Here is a 19,812-nt window from a genome sequence, read left to right on the forward strand (position 1 = left end):
CGGACGAGACACGGATGTGGCGGGGTCAGCCGGTCACGGGCTGGTCGCCCGGCACCGTGGTGAGCACGTAGCCGAGCAGGCCGACGACGGTGGAGCCTTGGCAGTCCGCGGCCACCGACAGGAACCGCTCCTGGCGCAGCGAGCAGCTGTACAGCGCCCGGCTGCCCGGTCCGGGTGGCGCCGCGGTCCAGACCCGCCCGACGGCGCCGACGACCCGCTTGCCCTCGCAGGCGGCGTCGGTGCTGACGAACTGGTCGAGGCCGGTCGCGCAGGCGTACACCGCGACCGTCCCGGCCTGGTTCGTCAGCGGCAGGACACCGAGCGGGCCCTCCAGGCGGTAGCCCGGCAGCAGCGCGTCGGTGGTGCTGGCGTGGTCCCACCCCGGGCCCAGGTACCGGTTGAGCGGCGCGTAGGCCAGGGTGTGACCGAGGACGACCTGCTGGGCCGGATCGGCGCACGGATCCCGGGACTCGAACCGGTCGCCGGCGGTGGTGCACCGGTAGACGGGCATCGTCGCCACGCCGGTCGGCGCGCTCGCATACACCCGGCCGATCTCGCCGAGCGACGTCCCGCCCTCGCAGGCCGGGTCGATCGAGGTGAACCGGTCCGTCCCGCCGGAGCAGGCGTACAGCAGGCGACTGCCCGCGGGCGCGCTGGCCAGGAGCAGCCCGAGCGTCGCGTCGAAGTGGTACCCGGCCGGGACCGCCTGGCTGGTCGCCCCACCGGCCCGGTCGCCGTCCGTGCTGACGTACCGGCCGAACTGGCCCGCCGCCGGCGCCGGCCAGGTCGCGAGCCGGGCGATCTCGTCCGGCGCGAGCATGCCCGCGTCGGTGCGGACCTCGTCGACCAGGCCGGGGAAGAACTCGGCGCGGCCGCCGTTGACCAGGCTCCGGCCGATCGACGTGCCGCCGCCGGCCAGCCAGACGCCGTCGACCCGTTGCATGCCGGCGAGCTGGCCGTCGACGTAGAGCCGGATCTGGCGGGCGGCCTGGTCGTAGACGCCGGCCAGGTGGGTCCAGCGGTTCAGCTGGGCCGGGGCCGCCGACGACGCGTAGACGTACGGTGCGCCGTCCGCGTCCTGAGTGGACACGCCGAACACCCACCGCTGGGCCGCCGGGCGGTACTGCAGGACGAAACCGCTCATCCGGCTGCCGTCCTGGGCCAGAACCGTGGCGATCTGGCCGTCCTTGGTCAGGTTGGCCCACGCGCCGACCGTGAAACTGTCCCGCATCGGTGCGGCCTCGGCACTGGTGCGCACCGCCTCGCCGGCGCCGTCGAGGCGGACCGCCCGGCCACTGACGCCGGGGCCGAGGGCGACACCGGTGCCGGACGGGATGCCGGTCAGCTTGCGCCAGCTCGCGTCGTCGAGGGTGCCGTCGTCGAACCGGAACAGGCCGTGCAGGACCGGGCTCACGTCGTCGTGGACCTTGGCCACCTCGCCGTCGGTGAGCGCCCGCCCGTAGGCGCGGACGTCGTCGACGACGCCCGGCCAGAAGTTCGCCGCCGCACCGCCCACCTTGGCCCGGCCCACCGCGAACGAGCCACCGGCGTTGAAGACCGGAGCACCCGCCTGCGCCCCCTTGAGGACGCCGTTGACGTACAGCCGGAGCTGCTGGGTCTGCGCCCGGTGCACCAGGGTCAGATGCGTCCAGAAGCCGGGGGCGGCGGGCTCGGTCGCGACCACGGTCGTCGTCGCCGGATCGGCGGCATCCGTGCCGGCGACGGTCGCCGCCCAGGTGTTGGTCCCCGGGTTGTACTGCACCGTGAACCCGCTGGTGGTGTCGCCGTCCTGGGACAGCACGACCCGGTTGGCGCTGCCACCGCCCTGGTTGAGCACCGCCCAGGCCGACACCGTGAAGTCCCGGGAGGTGTCGACGGCGCGGCCGGCGGTCTCGGCGTAGCCCTTCGTGCCGTCGAACGAGGCGGCCGTGCCGTCCCGCCCGTTGCCCCAGCCGGCGCCGCCCTTGAGCGTCAGCGGACGCCGGTTCGGGCTGGTGTCGCCGGCGGTGGTGCCGCCGCCCTCGTCCAGCCGCCAGCGGCCGGCGTCCTCGATCGGCAGGGTCGCGGTGCCGTTCTCCGCGCCGTACGAGCCGACGAGCTCCTCGACGCGATCGGCGGTGAGCACGCCGTTGTAGAGCCGGACGTCGTCGATCTTGCCGCGCCAGTGGTTGACCGGGGTGCTGCCACTGCGGCCGCGGCCGATCTGCAGCCCACCGGTGGCCGGCCAGGCGTTGAGCAGGGTGCCGTCGTCCACCGCGCCGCCGTCGACGTACAGGTGCAGGACCTTGCCCGCCGCGTCGTACGTGCCGGTCAGGTGCACCCAGGCGTTGACCTGGCTGTCCTCGACCGAGACGGCGGCCTTGGTGACCGGTGCGTCCGGGGCGTCCGACTCGGGCATCTCGAAGATCCAGGCGCCCCACGGCTTCTGCCCGTCGTCGATGTAGTGCCCGAGGCGGAACTTGCTCGTCGCGGCGCCGTCCTGGGTGACCGCGTCGAGCCGGCAGGACGTGACCGTCGACGAGAACGGGCAGGACTTGGCCTCCTCGTCGGGCAGCCACACCCAGGCGCTGACCGTGAAGCTGCCGGCGGTGGAGACGTCGACGCCGTTCGTCCGGGCCGCGCCAGCGCTGCCGTCCAGGCTCAGCGCGTTGCCGGTCCGGCCGGCCGCGAAGGAGGCGCCGCTGACCAGGGTCGCGCCGCGCGTGCCGACCGCGTCACCCGCGGTGCCGCCGGACGGCTCGTCGAGCCGCCAGTTGTGGGCCAGGCTCAGGTCGCGGCCGGCGAGGGTCTTCACCTCGTCGCCGAACAGGGCCCGTCCGTACAGGGTGACGTCGTCGACGGCGCCGCGGAAGCCGTCGACCGGCTGGCCGTTCCACTGGCCACGGCCGATCGCGAGCAGGCCGGCCGGAGCGTTCCAGGCGCCGGAATGCGCGACGCTCGCGGAGGGGACGCCGTTGACGTACAGGACGAGCCGCCCGTCCGTGGCCGAGTACGACGCGGCGACGTGGGTCCAGATGCCGGGCTGCGCCGCGGCGCCGACCGCCCGGGTCGCGGCGCCGCCACCGTCGGCGTCCCGGGCGAACATCGCGGCCGCCCAGTGCCCGTCGGCGGTGAGCTGGAGCAGGAAGGAACTGACCCGGCCGCCGTCCTGGGAGACGATCGTCTGTGCCGCGCCGGTCCCGTCGGTACGCGCCCAGGCCGAGACGGTGAAACTCCTGGACGTGTCGACAGCCCGGTCGGCGGTGAGGTGCGCCGGCCCGTCGAACTGGGCCGCGAGGTCGTCCGGGTCCGGGAAGGTCCCCCGGCCGGCGGTCCACTTCAGGGCGCCGACGATCGAGCCGGGCCTGGTGCGCCTGGCGTCCCGGGCGTCGCCGTCGAGCCGGAACTCGGCCGCCTTCAGGTCGGCGTTGAGCAGACCACGGACCTCGTCCGCGCCGATCGCACGGCTGTAGACGCGCACCTCGTCGATGCCGCCCGGCCAGTGGTCCGCCGGGCTTCCCGCGGTACGGCCCCGGCCGACGGTCAGCGCCCCGGTGGTGTCGGCGAACGGACCGGCGTTGTCCTCGTCGGCGCCCAGCCGGCTGCCGTCGACGTAGAGGAACGCCTTGCGGGTGGTGGCGTCGAACACCCCGGCCAGATGCACCCACTGACCGGTCTGGACGGTTCCCGCCGGACCGGCCGCGGTGGCCAGCACCTTGCCGGCGCCGTCGGTCAGCTCGAACACCCAGGCACCGTTGCGCTGCTGCAGGACGAACCCGCTGGACGTGATGCCGTCCTGGGACAGCGCGGTCGCGATCCTCGACTGGTCGAGCCGGACGTACGCGGCGACGGAGAAACTGCGGTTGGTGCGGACGACCGCCCCGGAGGTGGCCGCGTGACCGGTGACGCCGTCGAGCTTGAGCGAGCCACGCATGGCGCCGCCCGCGACGAGCGACCCGCCCTCCTTGACGACGAACGACTCGGCGCCGTCCACGGAGTTGCGGGCGGTCGTGCCCTCCTGCTCGTCGAACGTCCAGCGGCCGAGCTGGACGTTGTCGTTACGGACCAGCGCGCCGACCTCGGGCGCGGACAACGGCCGGTCGTACAGCTCGACCTCGTCGACGGCGCCGTTCCAGTAGTCGACCAGGGCGCCGTTCCACATCAGGTGGCCGATGCGCACCGGGCCGGTGGCGTTGCCGATCGGCCCGCCGGTGGTGGCGGAGCCGGCCTCGACGCCGTTGACGTACAGGCGTAGCTGCGGGTTCGAGGCGGGGTTGTAGACGCCGGTGAGGTGGGTCCAGACGCCGAGCTGCGCGGGTTCGGCGGAACGGGCCATGTCGGTGGCGGACAGGTCGGCCCGGACCGCGCCGAACACCCACTGGCCGCCGTTGTCCGGCCGGTACCACAGCACGAACCCGGACCGCGGGCCGAAGTCCTGCGCGACCACGGCCTGGGCGCCGCCGCCGCTGTCGAGCTTCGCCCAGGCGGACACGGTGAACGCCGCGTCGGTACGGATCGCGTTGGGCGCGGTCGCACCGGCCGCGGCGCCGTTCAGCCGCAGGGCCTGGCCGACCGCTCCCGGTCCGTAGGTGGCGGGGCCGGTCAGCGTGCCGTGCCGGTCGCCGAGGAACGCGTCGTCGGTGAGGTTGCCGTCCAGCGACCACGACGCGACCGCCCCGTTGCCCGCCCGGACGTAGAAGCGGTACGTCTGCATCGGGCTCCGGTGCCCGGCCCGGTCGACGCTCTGCACGTACAGGATCCGGGGGCCGTCACCGGGCGGGGTGAGCTCCACCGTGGCCCTGCCGCCGAGAGACTCCGCGTCCACCCACTGGTTGGGCGAGTCCGTCCAGCCGTACAGGTAGCCGTTGATGTCGGCGACGCCGCCGGCCTGGAAGGTGAACCGGTCCGGCGTCGAGGCGCTGCCGTGCCAGCGGTTGTCCGCCTGGTACAGGATCCCGGAGACGACCGGCGGCCGGTCCACGCCGACCCGGTCCACGACGAAGGACCGGGGGCCCATCCGCTGCGGGCCGTCGGCGGACCGGTCGTTGGCGCGGACACCCCAGGACACCTCGGCGCCGTCGCGATTGCTCAGGTCGAGATCGGTGACGAACCAGTCGCCGCTGGTCTGCTCCCCGCCGGCCCGCTCCTCGACCTGGTTGCCGTTGTGCAGGATCCGCCAGCGCGGCGACAGGTTGTCGCCGTCGCCGTCGCTCAGCCGCGCCTGCAACCGGATCGCGGACTCGCCGAGGTACGGCTTCCCGTCGCACCAGCGGCAGGCCGCGGGCAGCTCGGGACTCGTCGACAGGTCCTCCGGCGCGTTCGGCGGGGTGTTGTAGGCGACGATGAGCTTCGTCGCGGCGGTGTCGTACTTGCGCCAGGCCAGTCCGTGACCCTCGTCGCGGGCCTTGAGGAAGTACGCCGAGACGCCGCCCGCCTCGACCTCCTGCGGCGCCATCAGGAAGTTGTAGAGCAGGCCCCCGTTGCACGAGGTCCCGATCATGTTCTCCGAGACCTTGCCGCCCTGCGGCGCGTTGTTCCAGGTGGTGTCCGGTCCGATGTCGCCACCGGGGTGGTACAGGTCGTGGATGACATTGGTCGCGCAGTCCGGCGAGTAGTTCATCACCGTCTGCAGGTTCGCCGACGTGATCTGCTTCCCGGCCAGCCAGCCGGTGTCGAACTGGTAGTAGGTGCGGACCGCGCCGATGCCACCGCACTGCGGCGACGGGTAGCACTGGCCGACCTTGCTCTGGTCGCCGTCGATGCCGCCCATCCACACCCGCGCGTTCGGCAGGCCGCTGAACACCTTCGCCCAGCCGGTGTGCTGGAAGTCCGCGAGCGTCGGATCGATGGTCACCGGATACCGGACGCCCGCGCCGGTGAGCACCTCCGGGTCCGGGGTGAGCACCAGGGCCCGCCGCTCGACACGGACGCCGACGGCCGACCGGCGCGCGCCGGTCGAGTCCCACATCATCGCGGGCGGACCGGCGAACACGACGGCGCCGGCCTTGTCGCGGGCGGTCAGCCCGCCGTCGCGGGTGACCCGCAACGTCAGCCCGTCGGTCCTCAGCGGCAGCCGGATCGACCGCAGCGCCCGGTTCGCCGCCGCCGCCGCGTTCCTGACGACGAGGTGCTGGCCGTAGCCGCCCCGATCGGCGCGCACGACCAGGTCGACGCCGGGCAGCACGTCCGGGTAGGTGGCGGTGCTGCCGCTCAGCCGAGGTGCGGGCAGCTTCCCCGGCCACGACAGCGACATCGACCGGCCCGGCCCGCCGAACCGCAGCAGCGGCACGCCGGCGCCGCCGGGCGAGAGCTCCAGCGGCGGATCGGTCGCCACCGTCCCCACCGTCCCGTCGGCACGGCGCGCCAGCGTGGTGTCGATCGTCACCCACTTGCCCTGGCGCATAAGCCTTGCCGGGGTGGTGCTCAGTTCCGCGGTGAACCCGCCGGCGGGCTCCGCGCGTACCAGCCGGGTCTCGCTCGTGAGGGCACCCACCGTGACCGGCGTCCCCTGCGTGCGTGCCGCCGACATCGCCGTCCGGAGCGTCGATGCCTCCGCGACGGGCGGACCCGAGGGAACCGGCGGCTCTCCCGCGGACCGCACCACCACCAGCACGAGTCCGATCAGGAGGGCCAGCAGGACGGGCACGGCGAGCGCCCGCCGCCGGCGCGATTGTGTTTTCACCCCGACACCCTCGCAACCCCCTCTTTCGTACGGCCTGCGCAGCGCTGTCGCGACGCTGTCGCCGGGGGACGTGGCCGCTTCCGGACTTCCGGGTTGTCGCCACGCGGTCAGGCCCCGAGGGTGACCTTCATGAGTGTCGTTGCTCGCAAACCGGTGCTGATCGCGGCCGTGCTCCTGATCCTGACCGGACTCGGCGCCGCGCCGAGGCCCGCCGACGCGGCCGCCGAGACGCCGTTCGTCACGGCCGCCGGCACCCGGTTCGTCCTCGACGGGCGGCCCTTCTACGTCGCCGGGACGAACAACCACTACCTCGGCTGGGGCACCCGGGCCGAAGTGGACTCGGTGCTCACGTCGGCCGCCGGCTCCGGCTACAACGTGGTCCGGGGAATCCTCAACTCCGTCAAAGGTTCACCGGACGGCGTCACCAGACGGCACGTGTGGAACCCGGCCAGCACCGCCGACTCGTCCAACATGGGCGTGCACGGCACCTACCTGGCCTACTGGGACACCACGCGCAACACCTACGCCTTCAACGACAGCAGCACCGACGGCCTGGGCCGGTGGGACTACGTGATCTGGAAGGCCGGCCGGCTCGGCCTGCGGCTCGACATCGCCATGCTCGACTTCTGGCAGTGGGCCGGCGGCGCCCAGCAGGTCAACGCCTGGTACCTGGACGGCTTCGACGCGGCGAACGATCCGCGCCGGTACACGTTCTTCTACCAGGACCCGCGCGCCAAGCAGTTCTACCGGGACTGGACCGCCCACGTCCTCGACCGGGTCAACCCGCTGACCGGCCTCCGCTACGCCGACGACCCGACGATCTTCGCCTGGGACCTGATGAACGAGCCCGAGGTCGGCTCCGTCAGCCTCGCGCAGAGCTGGATGCAGGAGATGGCGCTGCACCTCAAGGCGCGGGGCGCCCGGCAACTCGTCGGCAGCGGCAGCGAGGGCTTCTACGACGGCCGGGCCGGCAGCGACCCGGACACCGAGCCGGTCGCGGCGCCCGCGGTCGACTTCCAGACCTGGCACACCTACCCGACCTATCACAACGTGACACCGCAGGGCGTCGTGGACCTGATCGCGAGGCACTGCGCCTCCGCCCGCCGCGCGGGCAAGCCGGTCCTGCTGCAGGAATTCGCCTACCCGGCCACGACCGCCGCCGAACGGGACAGCCGGGCCGCGCTCTACCGGACGTGGCTGGACGCGGTGTTCGCCGACGACGACTGCGCGGGGTGGACGTACTGGCGGCTCGAAGGCAAGGTCAAAGCGCAGCCGACCAGGCCGCACCCGCAGGACGACGACGCCGACCCGGGCGCCTTCGTCTGGCCGCCCGACAACGGCGAAGGGTTCAGCATCGACGGCGAGACCGACCCGGCCTACCAGGCGTTCGCCGACCACGCGGCCCAGCTGCGCGGCAAGAACCGGACCGTCGTGGACGACCCGGGCTGGACGTACGGCGACGGATGGAGCCACTGCACCGCCTGCGACGAGCCCGCGGTCACGTTCCACGGCGCGTCCCAGAGCTGGAGCGCGGTGACCGGGCGGACCGCCACGCTCACCTTCACCGGCGCCCGGGTCACCTACCGGGCGGTCATCGCGAGCCACCACGGGATCGCCGCCGTCTCGATCGACGGCGGGGCCGAGACGTCGATCGACCTCTACAGCGCCACCAAGACCGGCGACGTCCCGGTCTGGACCAGCCCGGCGCTGAGGTCCGGCACCCACACGCTCCGCGTCCGCGTCACCGGCACCCGGAACCCGGCATCCACCGGCACCGGCGTGACCATCGACCGGGCCGACGTGATCGGCTGATCGGAGGCCACCGTCCGGGCGACGCGATCGCTGAGCTGACCGCTCACCGTCGCCGCGGCCGGTCTGCCCGGCGGCCCGGGTGCCCGCTCGCCGTCGCCGCCGCCACTCACGGGCGCGGCCGGCGCGGCCGGGTCCGCCAGGCGCACACACAACGCGCGCCCCGGCCACCCGCGCAGACGGCGACAGCGCCGGCAACACCTGAGGCCCGAACCCGGCCCTCAGCGGATCTCCATCGCGAGAGCCGCTACCCGGCCTGGCCGGAGTGCTCGATCTGGGCGAGGAGTTCGGGCGTGCGGCGCCTGTCGGTGGCGTCCGCCGCGGCGTCCAGGGCGATGCCGGCCGATGCCCGGCTCGCGTCCGGCGGGACGACCAGCAGGTCGAAGCGGTCGCGGCCGAAGTCGATCATGATGGTGACCAGCCCGGCCGGCTGGGAGGTGTACCAGCCCAGCCGTACCGCCCGGCGGCCGGCGGCGGCCCGGCGCGGGTGCGGGAGGTCCCATTCCGCGGTGTTCAGCAGCACGTGCGTGATCTCGCCCCGGAGGTCCTTCAGGGCGGCCAGCAGGGCGGGGAGCTCGGCCACCGCGTCCGTCGTGCGCGGCCACCAGGCCCCGTCGAGGAGGGTGGTGCGGGAAGGCTCCGGGTCCATCCGCAGGCGCACGGGAGCCATGGTGGTGGTGTCGGTCATCGCGATGCCTTCCTGTCGACGACGTCCGCGCCATCAAGGGGCGGGCGCGTTGCGCTCGTCGAAGGACGTCGAGAAAGCCGGTGTCCCCCAACCGTACGCGCATCCGCCCCTGTTTATCGGCTCGTGCACCGGGGTATCAATGGAATCCGGCCGTCCAGACTCCGCGGCCTCGTCAGTCTGCATGCAAGGTTAGGAGTCGCGCCATGAGCGCATCTGTCACGCAGCGGCCGAGAACGGCCGGTAGCGATTTCGCCTCTCTGAATCGCCGGATCATCGACGCCGGGCTGCTCGAGCGGCGCCCGGCCTACTACGCGGTCCGGGCGGCCGTCGTCGCCGCGATGTTCGCCGGCGGGTGGGCCGTCTTCGTCCTGATCGGATCGTCCTGGTGGACCCTCGCGGCGGCGGCGCTGCTCGGGGTCGTGTTCACGCAGGCGGCGCTGCTGGCGCACGATGTGGCGCACCGGCAGGTGTTCCGCACGAAGCGGCCCAGCGAGGTGGCCGGCCGGATCGCCGCCAACGTCGCGGTGGGGATGAGTTACGGCTGGTGGATGGACAAGCACACCCGCCACCACAACAACCCCAACCACGACGATCTCGATCCTGACGTACGACCTGAGGTGCTGATCTGGGCCACCGAGTCGGCCTGGGGCCGGCGTGGCCTGAAGGGCTTCATCACCCGTCATCAGGCCGGGTTGTTCTTCCCCCTGCTGACGCTGCTCAGCATCGATCTGCGCATCTCCAGCTTCAAGGCGCTGCGGCGTCCGGGCATGAAGCGCCGTGGCCTGGAAGCCGGCCTGATGACCCTGCATCTGGCCGCCTATGCGACCGCGTTGCTCGTGGTGCTGTCCCCGCCGCAGGCTCTCGCCTTCTTCCTCGTACACCACGCGGTCTTCGGGGTTTATCTGGGCATGACGTTCGCGCCGAACCACAAGGGCATGCCGCATCCGACCGGAGCCGAGGACTATCTGCGCAAGCAGGTGCTGACCTCCCGCAACGTGGCCGGCGGCCGGTTCACCGACGCGGCCCTCGGCGGCCTGAACTACCAGATCGAGCACCACCTGTTCCCCGGGATGCCCACGCCGAACCTGAAGAAGGCCCAGCCGATCGTCGAGGCCTACTGCCGCGACCTCGGTGTCTCCTACGAGACGACGAGCCTGGTCGAGTCGTACCGGCAGGCGCTACGCCACCTGCACGAGGTCGGCGCCCCGCTACGCGCATGATGAATCTCCCACGGAGAATCACGGTGGCCCCGGTGGCACCGGCGGCCCCGAAGCCGTAACGTTGTGACACTGCTCGATGACATCGAGTGCGTCGCTCCGGACCCCGGCGGCAGAGTTGGCCGCCCGCCCTCTGGAGCCTTCATGAGCATCGACTCGCCAAAACCCGATGGCCAGCAGTTCAGCGATGCCACGTTGGTGGAATTGATCTCCTGCGGCAGCGTGCCCGCCTTCGCCGCACTGTTCGCGCGCACCTCGGCAGCGGCCCGGGCCGAACTGGTGGCGCGTCTGCCCGATGCCGGCCGGGCCGATGAGATCCTCGCGGCCAGCTATGTCGAGGTGTGGTGGCTGGCCGGTTGCCATCGCGCGCCGGAGGTCGACGTCACGACCTGGATCACCGGCATCGTGCGGCGCCGGGCCGCCGAACTCCCCACCTGGGAGGGTCCGCGTCCCAGCTATGCGGAACTGGAGTTCGCGGCCATCCTCCGGCGGTCGGTCGACCGGGACGACATCACCGCGTCAGCCCGGGCAGGCTCGCCAGATCGGTGACGATCAGATAGGCCACCTCGGTGAGCCGCAGGTTGTTGCTCCGGGCGTAGGCGCGGATCCGGCGGAACGCCTCGTCGACGCTGATGTCCTGGACCTGGGCCAGGGCGCCCTTGGCCTGCTCGATGACGATCCGGCTGTTCAGCGCACCCTGCAGCTGCTCGGTCAGCGCCTCGCTCCGGCGGATCGCGCGTTCCTGGATCAGGCCGATGGTCGCCACGTCGGCGAGAGCCTGCATGATCGGGACGTCCGCCGGGTCGAAGTTACCGCCGGTGGTGTCACCGAAGACGTTCAGCGCGCCGATCACCTTCGTCCGCAGCCGCAGGGGGAAGGCGTGCACCGAGCGGAAGCCCGCCTCGGCGGCCCGGGTCGCGAACCGCGGCCAGCGTTCGGTCGCGGCCTCCAGGTCGACGTTGATCACCGGCCGGCCCGTCCGGAACGCCTCCAGGCAGGGGCCCTGGTCGTTCTGCAGCTGGAACAGCTCGACCAGGCGGACGTTCTCGTCGGAACCCGCCACGAACTCGAGCCGTCCCCGCTCGTCTGCCAGCATCAGCCCGGTGGCGGGCGCCCCGACCAGGCTGGTGGCCCGGGCGGTGAGCATGTGCAGGAAGTCGAGCAGGTCGAACTCGTCGACCAGGGTGTCGGCGACCTCCACGAAAATCGTGGCCAGCCGCTCAACCGAAACGGTGCCCATGCCCTGTCTCCCACTCATTCCTTGATCCCGTCCAATCGCAGTTGCCGGTTGACGACATCACGCGCGATGTCCTCGAGACGACGGTTCTCGGCGTAGGCGTACGCCCGCATCCGCACCAGAGCTTCCCCGATGGTTACCCCGAGTTGCACCATGACCATCCCTTGCGCCTGGAACAGTTCGGCGCGCCGCCCGACGTCCAGAACCGCGGCGCGGTCATCGTCGTGCGCGTCCCTGTCCTCCTGCATGTCCAGCAGTGCGTCCACGGTGACCTCCACGAAGCCGAACGCGGTGCGGAGTTCCTCGTCGGTCAGCGCCCCGACCCGGGCGCGGAAGATGTCCATCACCCCGAGCCGCGCGGCGCCGACCTGCAGGGGAAACGCGAAGACGGCGCGGACACCGTCCTCCCGGGCCGCCGGAGCGTACACCGGCCACTGGTAGGCCTCGGTCTCCGCCAGGTCGGCGGTGAGCACCGGCCGGCGCGAGGCGAAGGCGTCGATGCAAGGCCCCTCACCCAGGGTGAACTGCAATTCCTCGACCCGTTCGCTCACCGGGTCGGAGGTCGCGCTCACCCCCCTGGTTCCGTCGGCGGTCATCACGCTGATGCCCGCGCCGGAGGCCGACAGCGCCTCCGCGGCGGCACAGCAGACCCGCTGCAGCAGATCGAGGTGTCCCGGCTGCCGGTCGATCAGGCCCCGGACCACCGTCCGGTGATCGTCCATACCGGCATGCCCTCCCCAGTCCGTCACCTACGCCAGGGACCAGGGCAGCAACCGGCTCACCATACCCCGGCACCACGGCGCGCGAGTCGACCATCGAGGACGAGTCCCTCGACCCCGCTGCCGCGCCGCTCGGTGGCGGTCACCAGCTCCACTTCTGGAACCGGCCGCCGTTGCAGGTCTGGATGATGACGGCCGCCCGCTGGACCGATGACACCGGAGCCAGACACAGTGTCGTCCTCGCGGCCGGGCGGATCGTGCCGTCCGCGCCGAACTGCCAGGTCTGCGCGGCCGTCCGGTTGCAGGTGAAGGCCCAGATCCTGGCGCCGCTGACGTAGGAGCTCGACGGCACGTCCAGGCAGTTGCCGAGGACCCGCAGCGACCGGTCGTCCGGCAGCCGGGTCAGCGCCTGCGCCTTGGTGCTGTTGCAGTCGTACGTCTGCAGGTAGGTGCGTGGCGCGGTGCTGGAGGCAGGCAGGTCGACGCAGCGGCCGGTGTCGCTCCTGACCTGGCTCATCAGCGGGTTCGGGCCCTTGGCGACCTGCACCATCCTGGCCACGGACGGGACACCGGCGGCGTCGATGACGAAGAGCATGTAGTAGCCGGGCGGGGCCACGCCACCGTTCGGCGGCCCGGTGACGGTCAGCGTCGTACCGGAGGCCGTGAACCGCAGCGGGACGTACCGCTGGCCCTGGTCGACGCCGTGTGTGACGTCGCCGAGGCCGACCAGCGCGACCTTCCGGACGCTCGCCGCCTGCGCCGACGTGATCGTGAACGAGCCGCCGACGCCGACACCGGCCGGCGCCGCGGAGATCACCGGCCGCGCGGCGAGAGCCCCGCTGCCGTCCTTGCTGTACAGGTACGGCGGGGTGAAGTACTCGACGTTCTTCTCCAGGTACCCGGTCTCCATGCAGACGTCGCAGATGCCGCCGCCACCGGTCAGCACCCGGCCGTCCGGCAGCAGCGCGGCCGTCGAGTGGTACTGCCGGACGCGGCTCGCGCTCGCCAGCAGGGTCCACGTGCCGGTCGCCGGATCCCAGCGTTCCGCCGCGGTCACGGCATGGTTCAGGTCGACGAGACCGGAGGGGGCCGCGCTGGTCATGCCACCGGTGGCCAGCACCGAGCCGTCGGCGAGCAGGGTCGCGTTGAGCTGCTTGCGCGGGACCGACAGCGGGCCGGACAGCGTGATCGCCGGGTTCAGGCCGGTGTTGCTGTCGACGACGACGGTGGTCCGGGTGGGCACGTTCGTGGCGCCACCCTCGGTGATGTTGCCCCCGCCGACCACGACCGTCCTGCCCACGTCGTACCCGGCGAAGCTCCCGTAGTCGCGGTTGATCGCGTCGCGCCGCACGGTCGCCGTGACGGTTCCGTTCCCGGAGGTGTTGATGGTGTACGCCGAGCGGAACGGCCCGATCAGCCCGAGCTGGGTATCCGGTCGCGAGGCCATGAAGGGATACACCCGCGCGCTGTAGCCGGTGAACCCGGGCAGCGCACGGATGGCCCCGTCGGCCTGGTACACCTCGGGGATCGCGGGACCGCCGCCGAGGATCACGTCCTCGCCGTTGGCCATCTGGGTGACCGACGGATACCAGCGTTCCTCGGCCATGTCGTTGCCGCGGGTCCAGGTCTCGTCCTGCCAGTCGAAGACGTACGTCCGGACCGTACCGTCGAGCTCCGCATTGGCATTGCCGCCGGCGACGAGAATGTTCCCGTCCGGGAGATGCGCGAACCCGGCGCAGAAGATGTTGGAGCCCTGCAGGTCGACCCGCTTGTACGTGTCGTCGGCCGGGTTCCAGACCATCACCCGGGTGAAGCTGTGGTCCGGGTACCCGGACGCCGCGTCGTCGCCGACGGAGTCCCAGATCAGCACCTTGCCGTTCGGCAGCACCGCCTGGAACACCGGCACGACCGGGGTGTCCAGCACCGGGCTCCACTCCCCCGACCGCCCCGGGTCGGCGGCGACGGCGGCCCTGGCACCGGCCCGCGCCACCCCCGGACGCACGCCGGTGGAGCGCTGGATCCGTGCCGCGTTGACGGCGGTCCGCTGCTCGATGACCCGCATCGGCGTCCCGGCCAGATCGGTGGCCGCGTGCGCGCTCCCGTCGCTGTGGTCGTGAACATGCTGATGACCGGCCGCGGGGGAACCGGAAAGGATCACTGTGGACAGTAATCCGCCGGCGAGAAGGGAACGACGTCTACGCATGGTATTGGGACGCTAACGCGGCATCCATGAGTCGCGATGCCGTCCGAACGGCCGATGAGGGATGGCCGTTCACCCAATGTGATCAACAATTAGGTCTAGCATCGAGAGAATGCGAGCCCTGGGCACCATTGCCGTCGTCCTGGCTGGTTCACTCTGCGTGACAACTCCGGCATCGGCCGCTCCGGCCCGGCCCGGCCGGATCGAGCTGGTCTCGGTCAGCCCCGGCGGGGACGACGTCGAGTACGCCAACGACCCGTCCCCGGCGATCTCCGCGGACGGCCGGTTCGTGGCGTTCACCTCGAGGGCGGTCGACCTGGCGCCCGGCGACACCAACGGACGCGAGGCCGACGTCTTCGTGCGGGACATGCGGGCGGGCCGGACCACGCTGGTCTCCCGCACGCCGGGCGGCACCTCCGGGAACCTGGGCAGCGGCGCCCCGTCCATCTCGGCCGACGGCCGGTACATCGCCTTCCACTCGGGCGCGTCCGACCTGGTGCCGGGCGACACGAACGGCGCCGTCGACGTCTTCGTCCGCGACCTCCGGCGAGGACGGACCGCCCGCGTCGGCCTCGGCCCGGGCGGTGTCCAGGCCGACCGGGGCGGCGGCGTGCCGGACATCTCCGCGGACGGGCGGCACGTGGCCTTCGCGTCGTCGTCCACGAACCTGGTGCCGGGCGACACGAACGCCACCGCGGACATCTTCGTGCGCGACCTCGACGCCGGACGTACCGAACGGGTCTCGCTCACCGCCGACGGCAGGCAGAGCGACTCCTTCGCGTACGAATCGTCGATCTCCGCCGACGGCAGCCGGGTCGCCTTCCTCAGCAGCCCCGGGCTGACAGCGGATCCGTCCGATCCGATGGCGTTCACCGCCGCGTACGTCCGCGACCGCCGGCGGCACACGACCGTCAACCTGTCGGCCGGCGTCGTCCGCGACCCGGGGTTCTTCGTCAGCGACGTCGCCGACCCGGAGATCTCGGATGACGGCCGGACCGCGGCGTTCACCTTCTCCGGCGTCCTGGCGATCGGCGCGGAGTGGGTCAACAGCGTCTGGGCGTACGACCTGCGCACCGGCAAGCTCTCCCTGGTGTCCCGGAACTCCCGCCCCGACGATCGGACCCGCGGGAGCTCCCAGCCGTCCCTGTCCGCCGACGGCCGCTACGTGGCATTCACCAGCGCACACCGGATGCGCCCGCAGGACACCAACCGGATCTACGACATCTACCTGCGCGACCGGCGAACCGGGGGCCTCCGCCTGCTGACCGCCGGCCAGCAGAACCCGTACGACTCCAGCCTCGGCAGCCAGACCCCGGCGATGTCCGCGGACGCCCGGCGGGTCGCCTTCTACGCCGACTCCGCCGGGCTGGCCCCCGGTGCCGCACCGGGCGCCCCGCACATCTACCGCTGGTCGGCCGGCTGACGCTCGCCCTCGTACACAGAGGACGCCGGTGACACAACCATCGGCGTGCCGAGCATCGACAGCGCCGACGTCATCGCCTCCGTCCGTGAACAGTTCGGTCCCGGATTCGTCTCGGGCCGGATCGACGCCGAGGATGAGGCGCGCCGATTCATCGAGGGCCACCTGGGGCGGATGGATGCCGCGCGCATCGCCGAGCTGGGCCGGATCTTCAACCGGCACGAGAAGCTGGGCCGCATCCGCTACGACCGCTTCACTCCCGGCTTCACCGGCGCGATCATGGACAAACTCGGCCGCGACCCGGAGACCTTCAACCGGATGACCGACCTGCTGTGGCGACCACCGATCGAGGAATCACTCACCACGCTCGGGCAGATCTTCGCCTACCGCCCCACCTTCGCGCATGCCGGTTCGTCGCTACCCAGCTACCTGCTCTATCTGCGCGATCCGGTCCGGTTCGGCGTGTGCATCAACGCGACGATGCGGGGACTCCACGCGATCACCGGCAACGACTACCGGGCGAACGGCCGGGACGCGTACGAGCGGTTCTGCGCCGACCTGCGGCACTGGCGGGAGACGAACGACGTCGCGCCGCAGGAGGCGGACGCGATCCTGACCACCGTCATGCGACGGGATGTCCCCCTGAAGACGGAACCCGCGCTGCCACCGACCGGACGGCGGCTGACCACCGAGGAGGTGGCGACCCGCTGTTACCTGCCCGTCGAGCAGGTCGACCAGTGGGTCGAAGCGTTGACCACCGGGATGCGGCAGGCGGTCTTCCACGGGCCACCGGGAACCGGGAAGACCTTCGTGGCGAGGCTGCTCGCCCGGCATCTCGCCACCTCGCCGGACCACATCGAGATTGTCCAGTTCCATCCGGCCTACTCGTACGAGGACTTCATCGAGGGTCTCCGGCCGGAGGCCGGGGACGGTGGTCTGCGGTACGAGGTACGGGCGGGACTCTTCGCGCGCCTGTGTGACCGGGCCGCATCCGCACCCGGCGAGACGTTCGTGCTGATCGTCGATGAGATGAACCGGGCCGACCTGGCGGCCGTCTTCGGGGAGCTGCTGTTCCTGCTCGAATACCGGGGCGACACCCTCGTGACGCTTCCGTACTCGCAGCGCCGGTTCTCCGTACCCGAGAATGTCTTTCTGCTCGGCACCATGAACACCGCCGACCGCAGCCTGGCCCTGATGGACTTCGCACTGCGGCGTCGATTCAACGCCTTTCCCTTGCTTCCTGACGAGGCGGTGCTGGCCGGCTGGGCGGGCGAACGATCGGCGCACAACGCCGACCTCGCGGGCGGGGTCTTCCGGCTCATCCGCGATCGGGTGGGCCTCGAGGCCTCGGTGTGTCCCGGTCACTCGTACTGGATGACCGAGGCGCTGGACGCGGCCGCCGCCGTGCGCATCTGGGACTACCAGCTGCGGCCATATCTCGGTGAGTTCTGGTTCGAGCGGCCGCAGGAACTGGCCCAGCTCGACACCGAGGTCCGCGCTCTCATCGCGGAACTGGCCTGACGTGATCGACCTCGTCGAGTACCAGACATCGACGGTGGAGCTCGACCACGATGAGGCCGCCGAGCTGAGCGAGCTGGCCCGCGGTACCGGGACCGGCGACCGGCCGCGGGTCATGGAACGGCTGAGCCCGGCACCGGGCGGCTCGTACCGGGTCCAGCCCGGACCGTATGTCGGCCGGTTCCAGCTACGCAGCGGGCGGGTCGTGAACGTCACCGGGCGCTTCCCGTTCCAGGACCTGGCCGCACTCCTCGGGCTCGGGGCGCGAGCCACGATGCTGTACGACTCTGCCGCGTCGGCCGGCGGTGGATACGGCTTGATGGATCTGATCGGTCTGGCGTTCGCCAGGGAAGCCGAGCTGATCGCCGGGCAGGGTCTGATCAAAGCGTACGAACGGCGCGAGTTCACCCGGCCGCCATACCCGGGGCGTCCCGCGGCGGCCCTGCACGTTCGCGCGCATGCCGGCCGTCCCGACCGGCTCGCCACCACCGCCAACCGGCTCACCTCGGACGTGCCGCTCAACCGGCAGGTGGCGGCCGCGCTTCGCCGGCTGTGCGGGCTCCGCTACACGGACGACCGGCTCACCGTCCGGCTGCGCGCCCTGCTCCCGGTGTTCCAGACGATCGGCGACGGCACCGATCCTCCGCCGCCCGTCGCCGGGGTGCCGGCCCGCTACCGGGAGATCGACCGGCTGGCGCGACTCGTGCTGGATGGGCGTACGACGCTGCCGACCGGTGCCGGGGTGGCCGGTGTGAGCGTGCTGTTCAACATGACCAAGATCTGGGAGCGGCACGTCGGCAGATGGCTGGCCGGCGGTCATCCGAGCGACGCGGTCAGCGGCCAGCACCGGATCGCACTGACCGACTCCGGCCCGGATCGGCCGGTGTATGCCGACTTCGTCCTCCTGCGACGCGGCCTGCCGGTCGCGGTGTTCGACGCGAAGTACCGCCCGTGGCGTGGCAAGCCCGCCACGGGCGAGATCTATCAGCTCTACACGTACGCGCGCCGCCTCGGCGTCAAGCGGGCCGGACTGGTCTACCCCGGTGCCTCGGCAAGGAGCGTGAACGTCGCGATCGGTGAGGTGACCATCGAGAGTCACGTCGTCCCCGTGGTCGCGGACGGCGTCAGTGGTGGAGCGGGGCACCCAGCAGGTCGGGGTCCGACCGGGTGAGGCAGGCGGCGCTGGGCACCAGGATCGTGCGGCCCCGGATCGCCACCGAGGTCGGGGTAGAGAGGCCGTCGGCGGCGGTGAGCAGGACGGTCCGGCGGTTGTGGCGGACGGCCACCACCTCGCTCGTGGAGATGAGCGCGGCGATGACCTCGTCGCCTCGCCCGGTGAACGCGGATCAGATCCTGGTCGCCTGCACGGCACCGGCGGGTTCGCCCTCGGCCGCGGCGCTCGCCCTGCTGGCGCACGTCAGCGGTGCCGAGGGTGAATCCGGGCCCGTGCCGGAACGGGGGATCCAGCACGGGCCCGGTGGTCAGCAGGCCTGGTAGGGCCCGTTCGGCGAGACGGCGGTGTCCCGCCGGACGACCGACACCGAGGCGCCGACCGCGTTGCACGCCTTGGTGAAGCCGTTCGCCGTGTACTCGATGACGATCACGTTGTTGCCGTACAGCTCCTGGTAGCCGCCGCACTCGGTGTAGCGGCCGCACTCCTCGGCGACGGCGAAGTCGAGACCGGCGTCGCGCCCGGCCGTGCCGATGCCGCCGTCCCCGAGGTCACCGATCGTGTTCTTCTGGGCGATGGCCAGGCCCTTGCTGTGCGCGTGCGAGATCAGCAGCGAGATGTACGCGATGGCGTCCTGCTCGTCGATCAGCCCCTGGGACCGGCTGAACGAGTCGAGGTTGTCCGGCTCGACGGCCTTGAACCCGTTGGCCGCGCAGCCGTCGATCCACCCGTTCACCACGGCGGCGACGGCCCGCCGCTTGGCGTCGGTGGTGATGTCCAGCAGGATCTCGTCCCACTGCCCGTCGACGACCTCCTTGCCGCGGGAGTCTTTCAGGGTGAGGCCCCGGGACCGCCAGTCGTCGATCTCCGACTGGATCGGCTGCGTCTGGAAGGCGTTGACGTAGCAGATGTTGTAGAGCCCGGCGGCCGGCGGGTCCTGCCGGTCCCGGCTGACCACACGGACCCCGGAGGGCGGTGTGTAGGCGCCGCCGATCTGGTAGTCGAACTTGGCGTTGGCCGTGGGCGGGGTGACGGCGGCGGCGACCCGGGACACCCCGGCGTCGGCGGTGGCGACGGTCGTGGTGATGCCGATGCCGGCGGTGACGATGGCGCCCAGCGTGAGCGCGAGAATGCGACGTGATGCGATGGCCACGGGAAAGTCTCCGATGGTC

Annotated in this window: 13 protein-coding genes; 7 read left to right on the forward strand and 6 right to left on the reverse strand. The window is 71.8% G+C overall.

Annotated features, from left to right (window positions below):
• Nucleotides 1-25: 25 nt before the first annotated feature.
• A complete protein-coding gene (locus tag QSK31_RS39390; protein WP_285689842.1) occupies nt 26-6,661 on the reverse strand; it encodes a LamG-like jellyroll fold domain-containing protein in 6,636 nt (2,211 codons plus the stop codon).
• 129 nt (nt 6,662-6,790) lie between these two features.
• Here QSK31_RS39390 and QSK31_RS39395 point away from each other — a divergent pair, with 129 nt between their 5' ends.
• Nucleotides 6,791-8,473, forward strand: coding sequence for a cellulase family glycosylhydrolase (locus QSK31_RS39395; protein WP_285689843.1), 1,683 nt, complete (start codon nt 6,791-6,793; stop codon nt 8,471-8,473).
• A gap of 244 nt (nt 8,474-8,717) precedes the next feature.
• Here the strand turns inward: QSK31_RS39395 and QSK31_RS39400 are convergent, their stop codons facing one another.
• Nucleotides 8,718-9,158, reverse strand: a complete 441-nt coding sequence (locus tag QSK31_RS39400) for a DUF5994 family protein (protein WP_285689844.1) — start codon at nt 9,156-9,158, stop codon at nt 8,718-8,720.
• 203 nt (nt 9,159-9,361) lie between these two features.
• Between QSK31_RS39400 and QSK31_RS39405 the strand changes: the two genes are divergently transcribed.
• Both QSK31_RS39405 and QSK31_RS39410 read left to right on the forward strand, forming a co-directional pair.
• Nucleotides 9,362-10,378, forward strand: coding sequence for a fatty acid desaturase family protein (locus QSK31_RS39405; protein WP_285689845.1), 1,017 nt, complete (start codon nt 9,362-9,364; stop codon nt 10,376-10,378).
• 141 nt (nt 10,379-10,519) lie between these two features.
• Nucleotides 10,520-10,924, forward strand: a complete 405-nt coding sequence (locus QSK31_RS39410; RefSeq protein WP_285689846.1) for an RNA polymerase sigma factor — start codon at nt 10,520-10,522, stop codon at nt 10,922-10,924.
• Here QSK31_RS39410 and QSK31_RS39415 read toward each other — a convergent pair.
• The 3 genes from QSK31_RS39415 to QSK31_RS39425 form a co-directional block, all read right to left on the reverse strand.
• Nucleotides 10,887-11,615, reverse strand: coding sequence for a GAF and ANTAR domain-containing protein (locus QSK31_RS39415; RefSeq protein WP_285689847.1), 729 nt, complete (start codon nt 11,613-11,615; stop codon nt 10,887-10,889). The genes QSK31_RS39410 and QSK31_RS39415 overlap by 38 nt on opposite strands.
• Before the next feature lie 14 nt (nt 11,616-11,629).
• Nucleotides 11,630-12,334: a GAF and ANTAR domain-containing protein gene (locus QSK31_RS39420; protein WP_285689849.1), complete on the reverse strand. Its 705-nt coding sequence runs from the start codon at nt 12,332-12,334 to the stop codon at nt 11,630-11,632.
• Nucleotides 12,335-12,473: 139 nt separating this feature from the next.
• On the reverse strand, nt 12,474-14,534 hold the full coding sequence (locus tag QSK31_RS39425; protein ID WP_285689851.1) for a galactose oxidase-like domain-containing protein: 2,061 nt from the start codon (nt 14,532-14,534) through the stop codon (nt 12,474-12,476).
• Between the two features lie 109 nt (nt 14,535-14,643).
• Between QSK31_RS39425 and QSK31_RS39430 the strand changes: the two genes are divergently transcribed.
• From QSK31_RS39430 to QSK31_RS39445, 4 genes are read left to right on the forward strand one after another with little or no spacing between them, the layout of a single operon-like run.
• On the forward strand, nt 14,644-15,954 hold the full coding sequence (locus QSK31_RS39430) for a TolB family protein (RefSeq protein ID WP_285689852.1): 1,311 nt from the start codon (nt 14,644-14,646) through the stop codon (nt 15,952-15,954).
• A 45-nt stretch (nt 15,955-15,999) separates the two neighbouring features.
• A complete protein-coding gene (locus QSK31_RS39435; protein WP_285689854.1) occupies nt 16,000-17,472 on the forward strand; it encodes an McrB family protein in 1,473 nt (490 codons plus the stop codon).
• Nucleotide 17,473: 1 nt separating this feature from the next.
• Entirely contained in the window at nt 17,474-18,640 is a 1,167-nt protein-coding gene (locus QSK31_RS39440) for a 5-methylcytosine restriction system specificity protein McrC (RefSeq protein ID WP_285689855.1), read from the forward strand.
• The gene (locus QSK31_RS39445) at nt 18,637-18,966 is read left to right on the forward strand and encodes a hypothetical protein (protein WP_285689856.1); all 330 of its coding nucleotides are present in this window, start codon (nt 18,637-18,639) and stop codon (nt 18,964-18,966) included. Before QSK31_RS39440 ends, QSK31_RS39445 begins: the two co-directional genes overlap by 4 nt.
• On the opposite strand, the gene QSK31_RS39450 is transcribed toward QSK31_RS39445, so the two are convergent.
• The gene (locus QSK31_RS39450) at nt 18,951-19,793 is read right to left on the reverse strand and encodes an endo alpha-1,4 polygalactosaminidase (protein ID WP_285689858.1); all 843 of its coding nucleotides are present in this window, start codon (nt 19,791-19,793) and stop codon (nt 18,951-18,953) included. The genes QSK31_RS39445 and QSK31_RS39450 overlap by 16 nt on opposite strands.
• Nucleotides 19,794-19,812: the final 19 nt, after the last annotated feature.

Origin of the sequence: Actinoplanes sp. NBRC 103695, from assembly GCF_030269485.1 — a bacterium.
Lineage (GTDB): Bacteria > Actinomycetota > Actinomycetes > Mycobacteriales > Micromonosporaceae > Actinoplanes.

What these genes read in the sequence shown, in the direction of transcription:
- QSK31_RS39395 (WP_285689843.1), top strand. Translation starts at nt 6,791, where the DNA reads ATGAGTGTCGTTGCTCGCAAACCGGTGCTGATCGCGGCCGTGCTCCTG.
- QSK31_RS39400 (WP_285689844.1), bottom strand. Translation starts at nt 9,158, where the DNA reads ATGACCGACACCACCACCATGGCTCCCGTGCGCCTGCGGATGGACCCG.
- QSK31_RS39405 (WP_285689845.1), top strand. Translation starts at nt 9,362, where the DNA reads ATGAGCGCATCTGTCACGCAGCGGCCGAGAACGGCCGGTAGCGATTTC.
- QSK31_RS39410 (WP_285689846.1), top strand. Translation starts at nt 10,520, where the DNA reads ATGAGCATCGACTCGCCAAAACCCGATGGCCAGCAGTTCAGCGATGCC.
- QSK31_RS39415 (WP_285689847.1), bottom strand. Translation starts at nt 11,615, where the DNA reads ATGGGCACCGTTTCGGTTGAGCGGCTGGCCACGATTTTCGTGGAGGTC.
- QSK31_RS39420 (WP_285689849.1), bottom strand. Translation starts at nt 12,334, where the DNA reads ATGGACGATCACCGGACGGTGGTCCGGGGCCTGATCGACCGGCAGCCG.
- QSK31_RS39425 (WP_285689851.1), bottom strand. Translation starts at nt 14,534, where the DNA reads ATGCGTAGACGTCGTTCCCTTCTCGCCGGCGGATTACTGTCCACAGTG.
- QSK31_RS39430 (WP_285689852.1), top strand. Translation starts at nt 14,644, where the DNA reads ATGCGAGCCCTGGGCACCATTGCCGTCGTCCTGGCTGGTTCACTCTGC.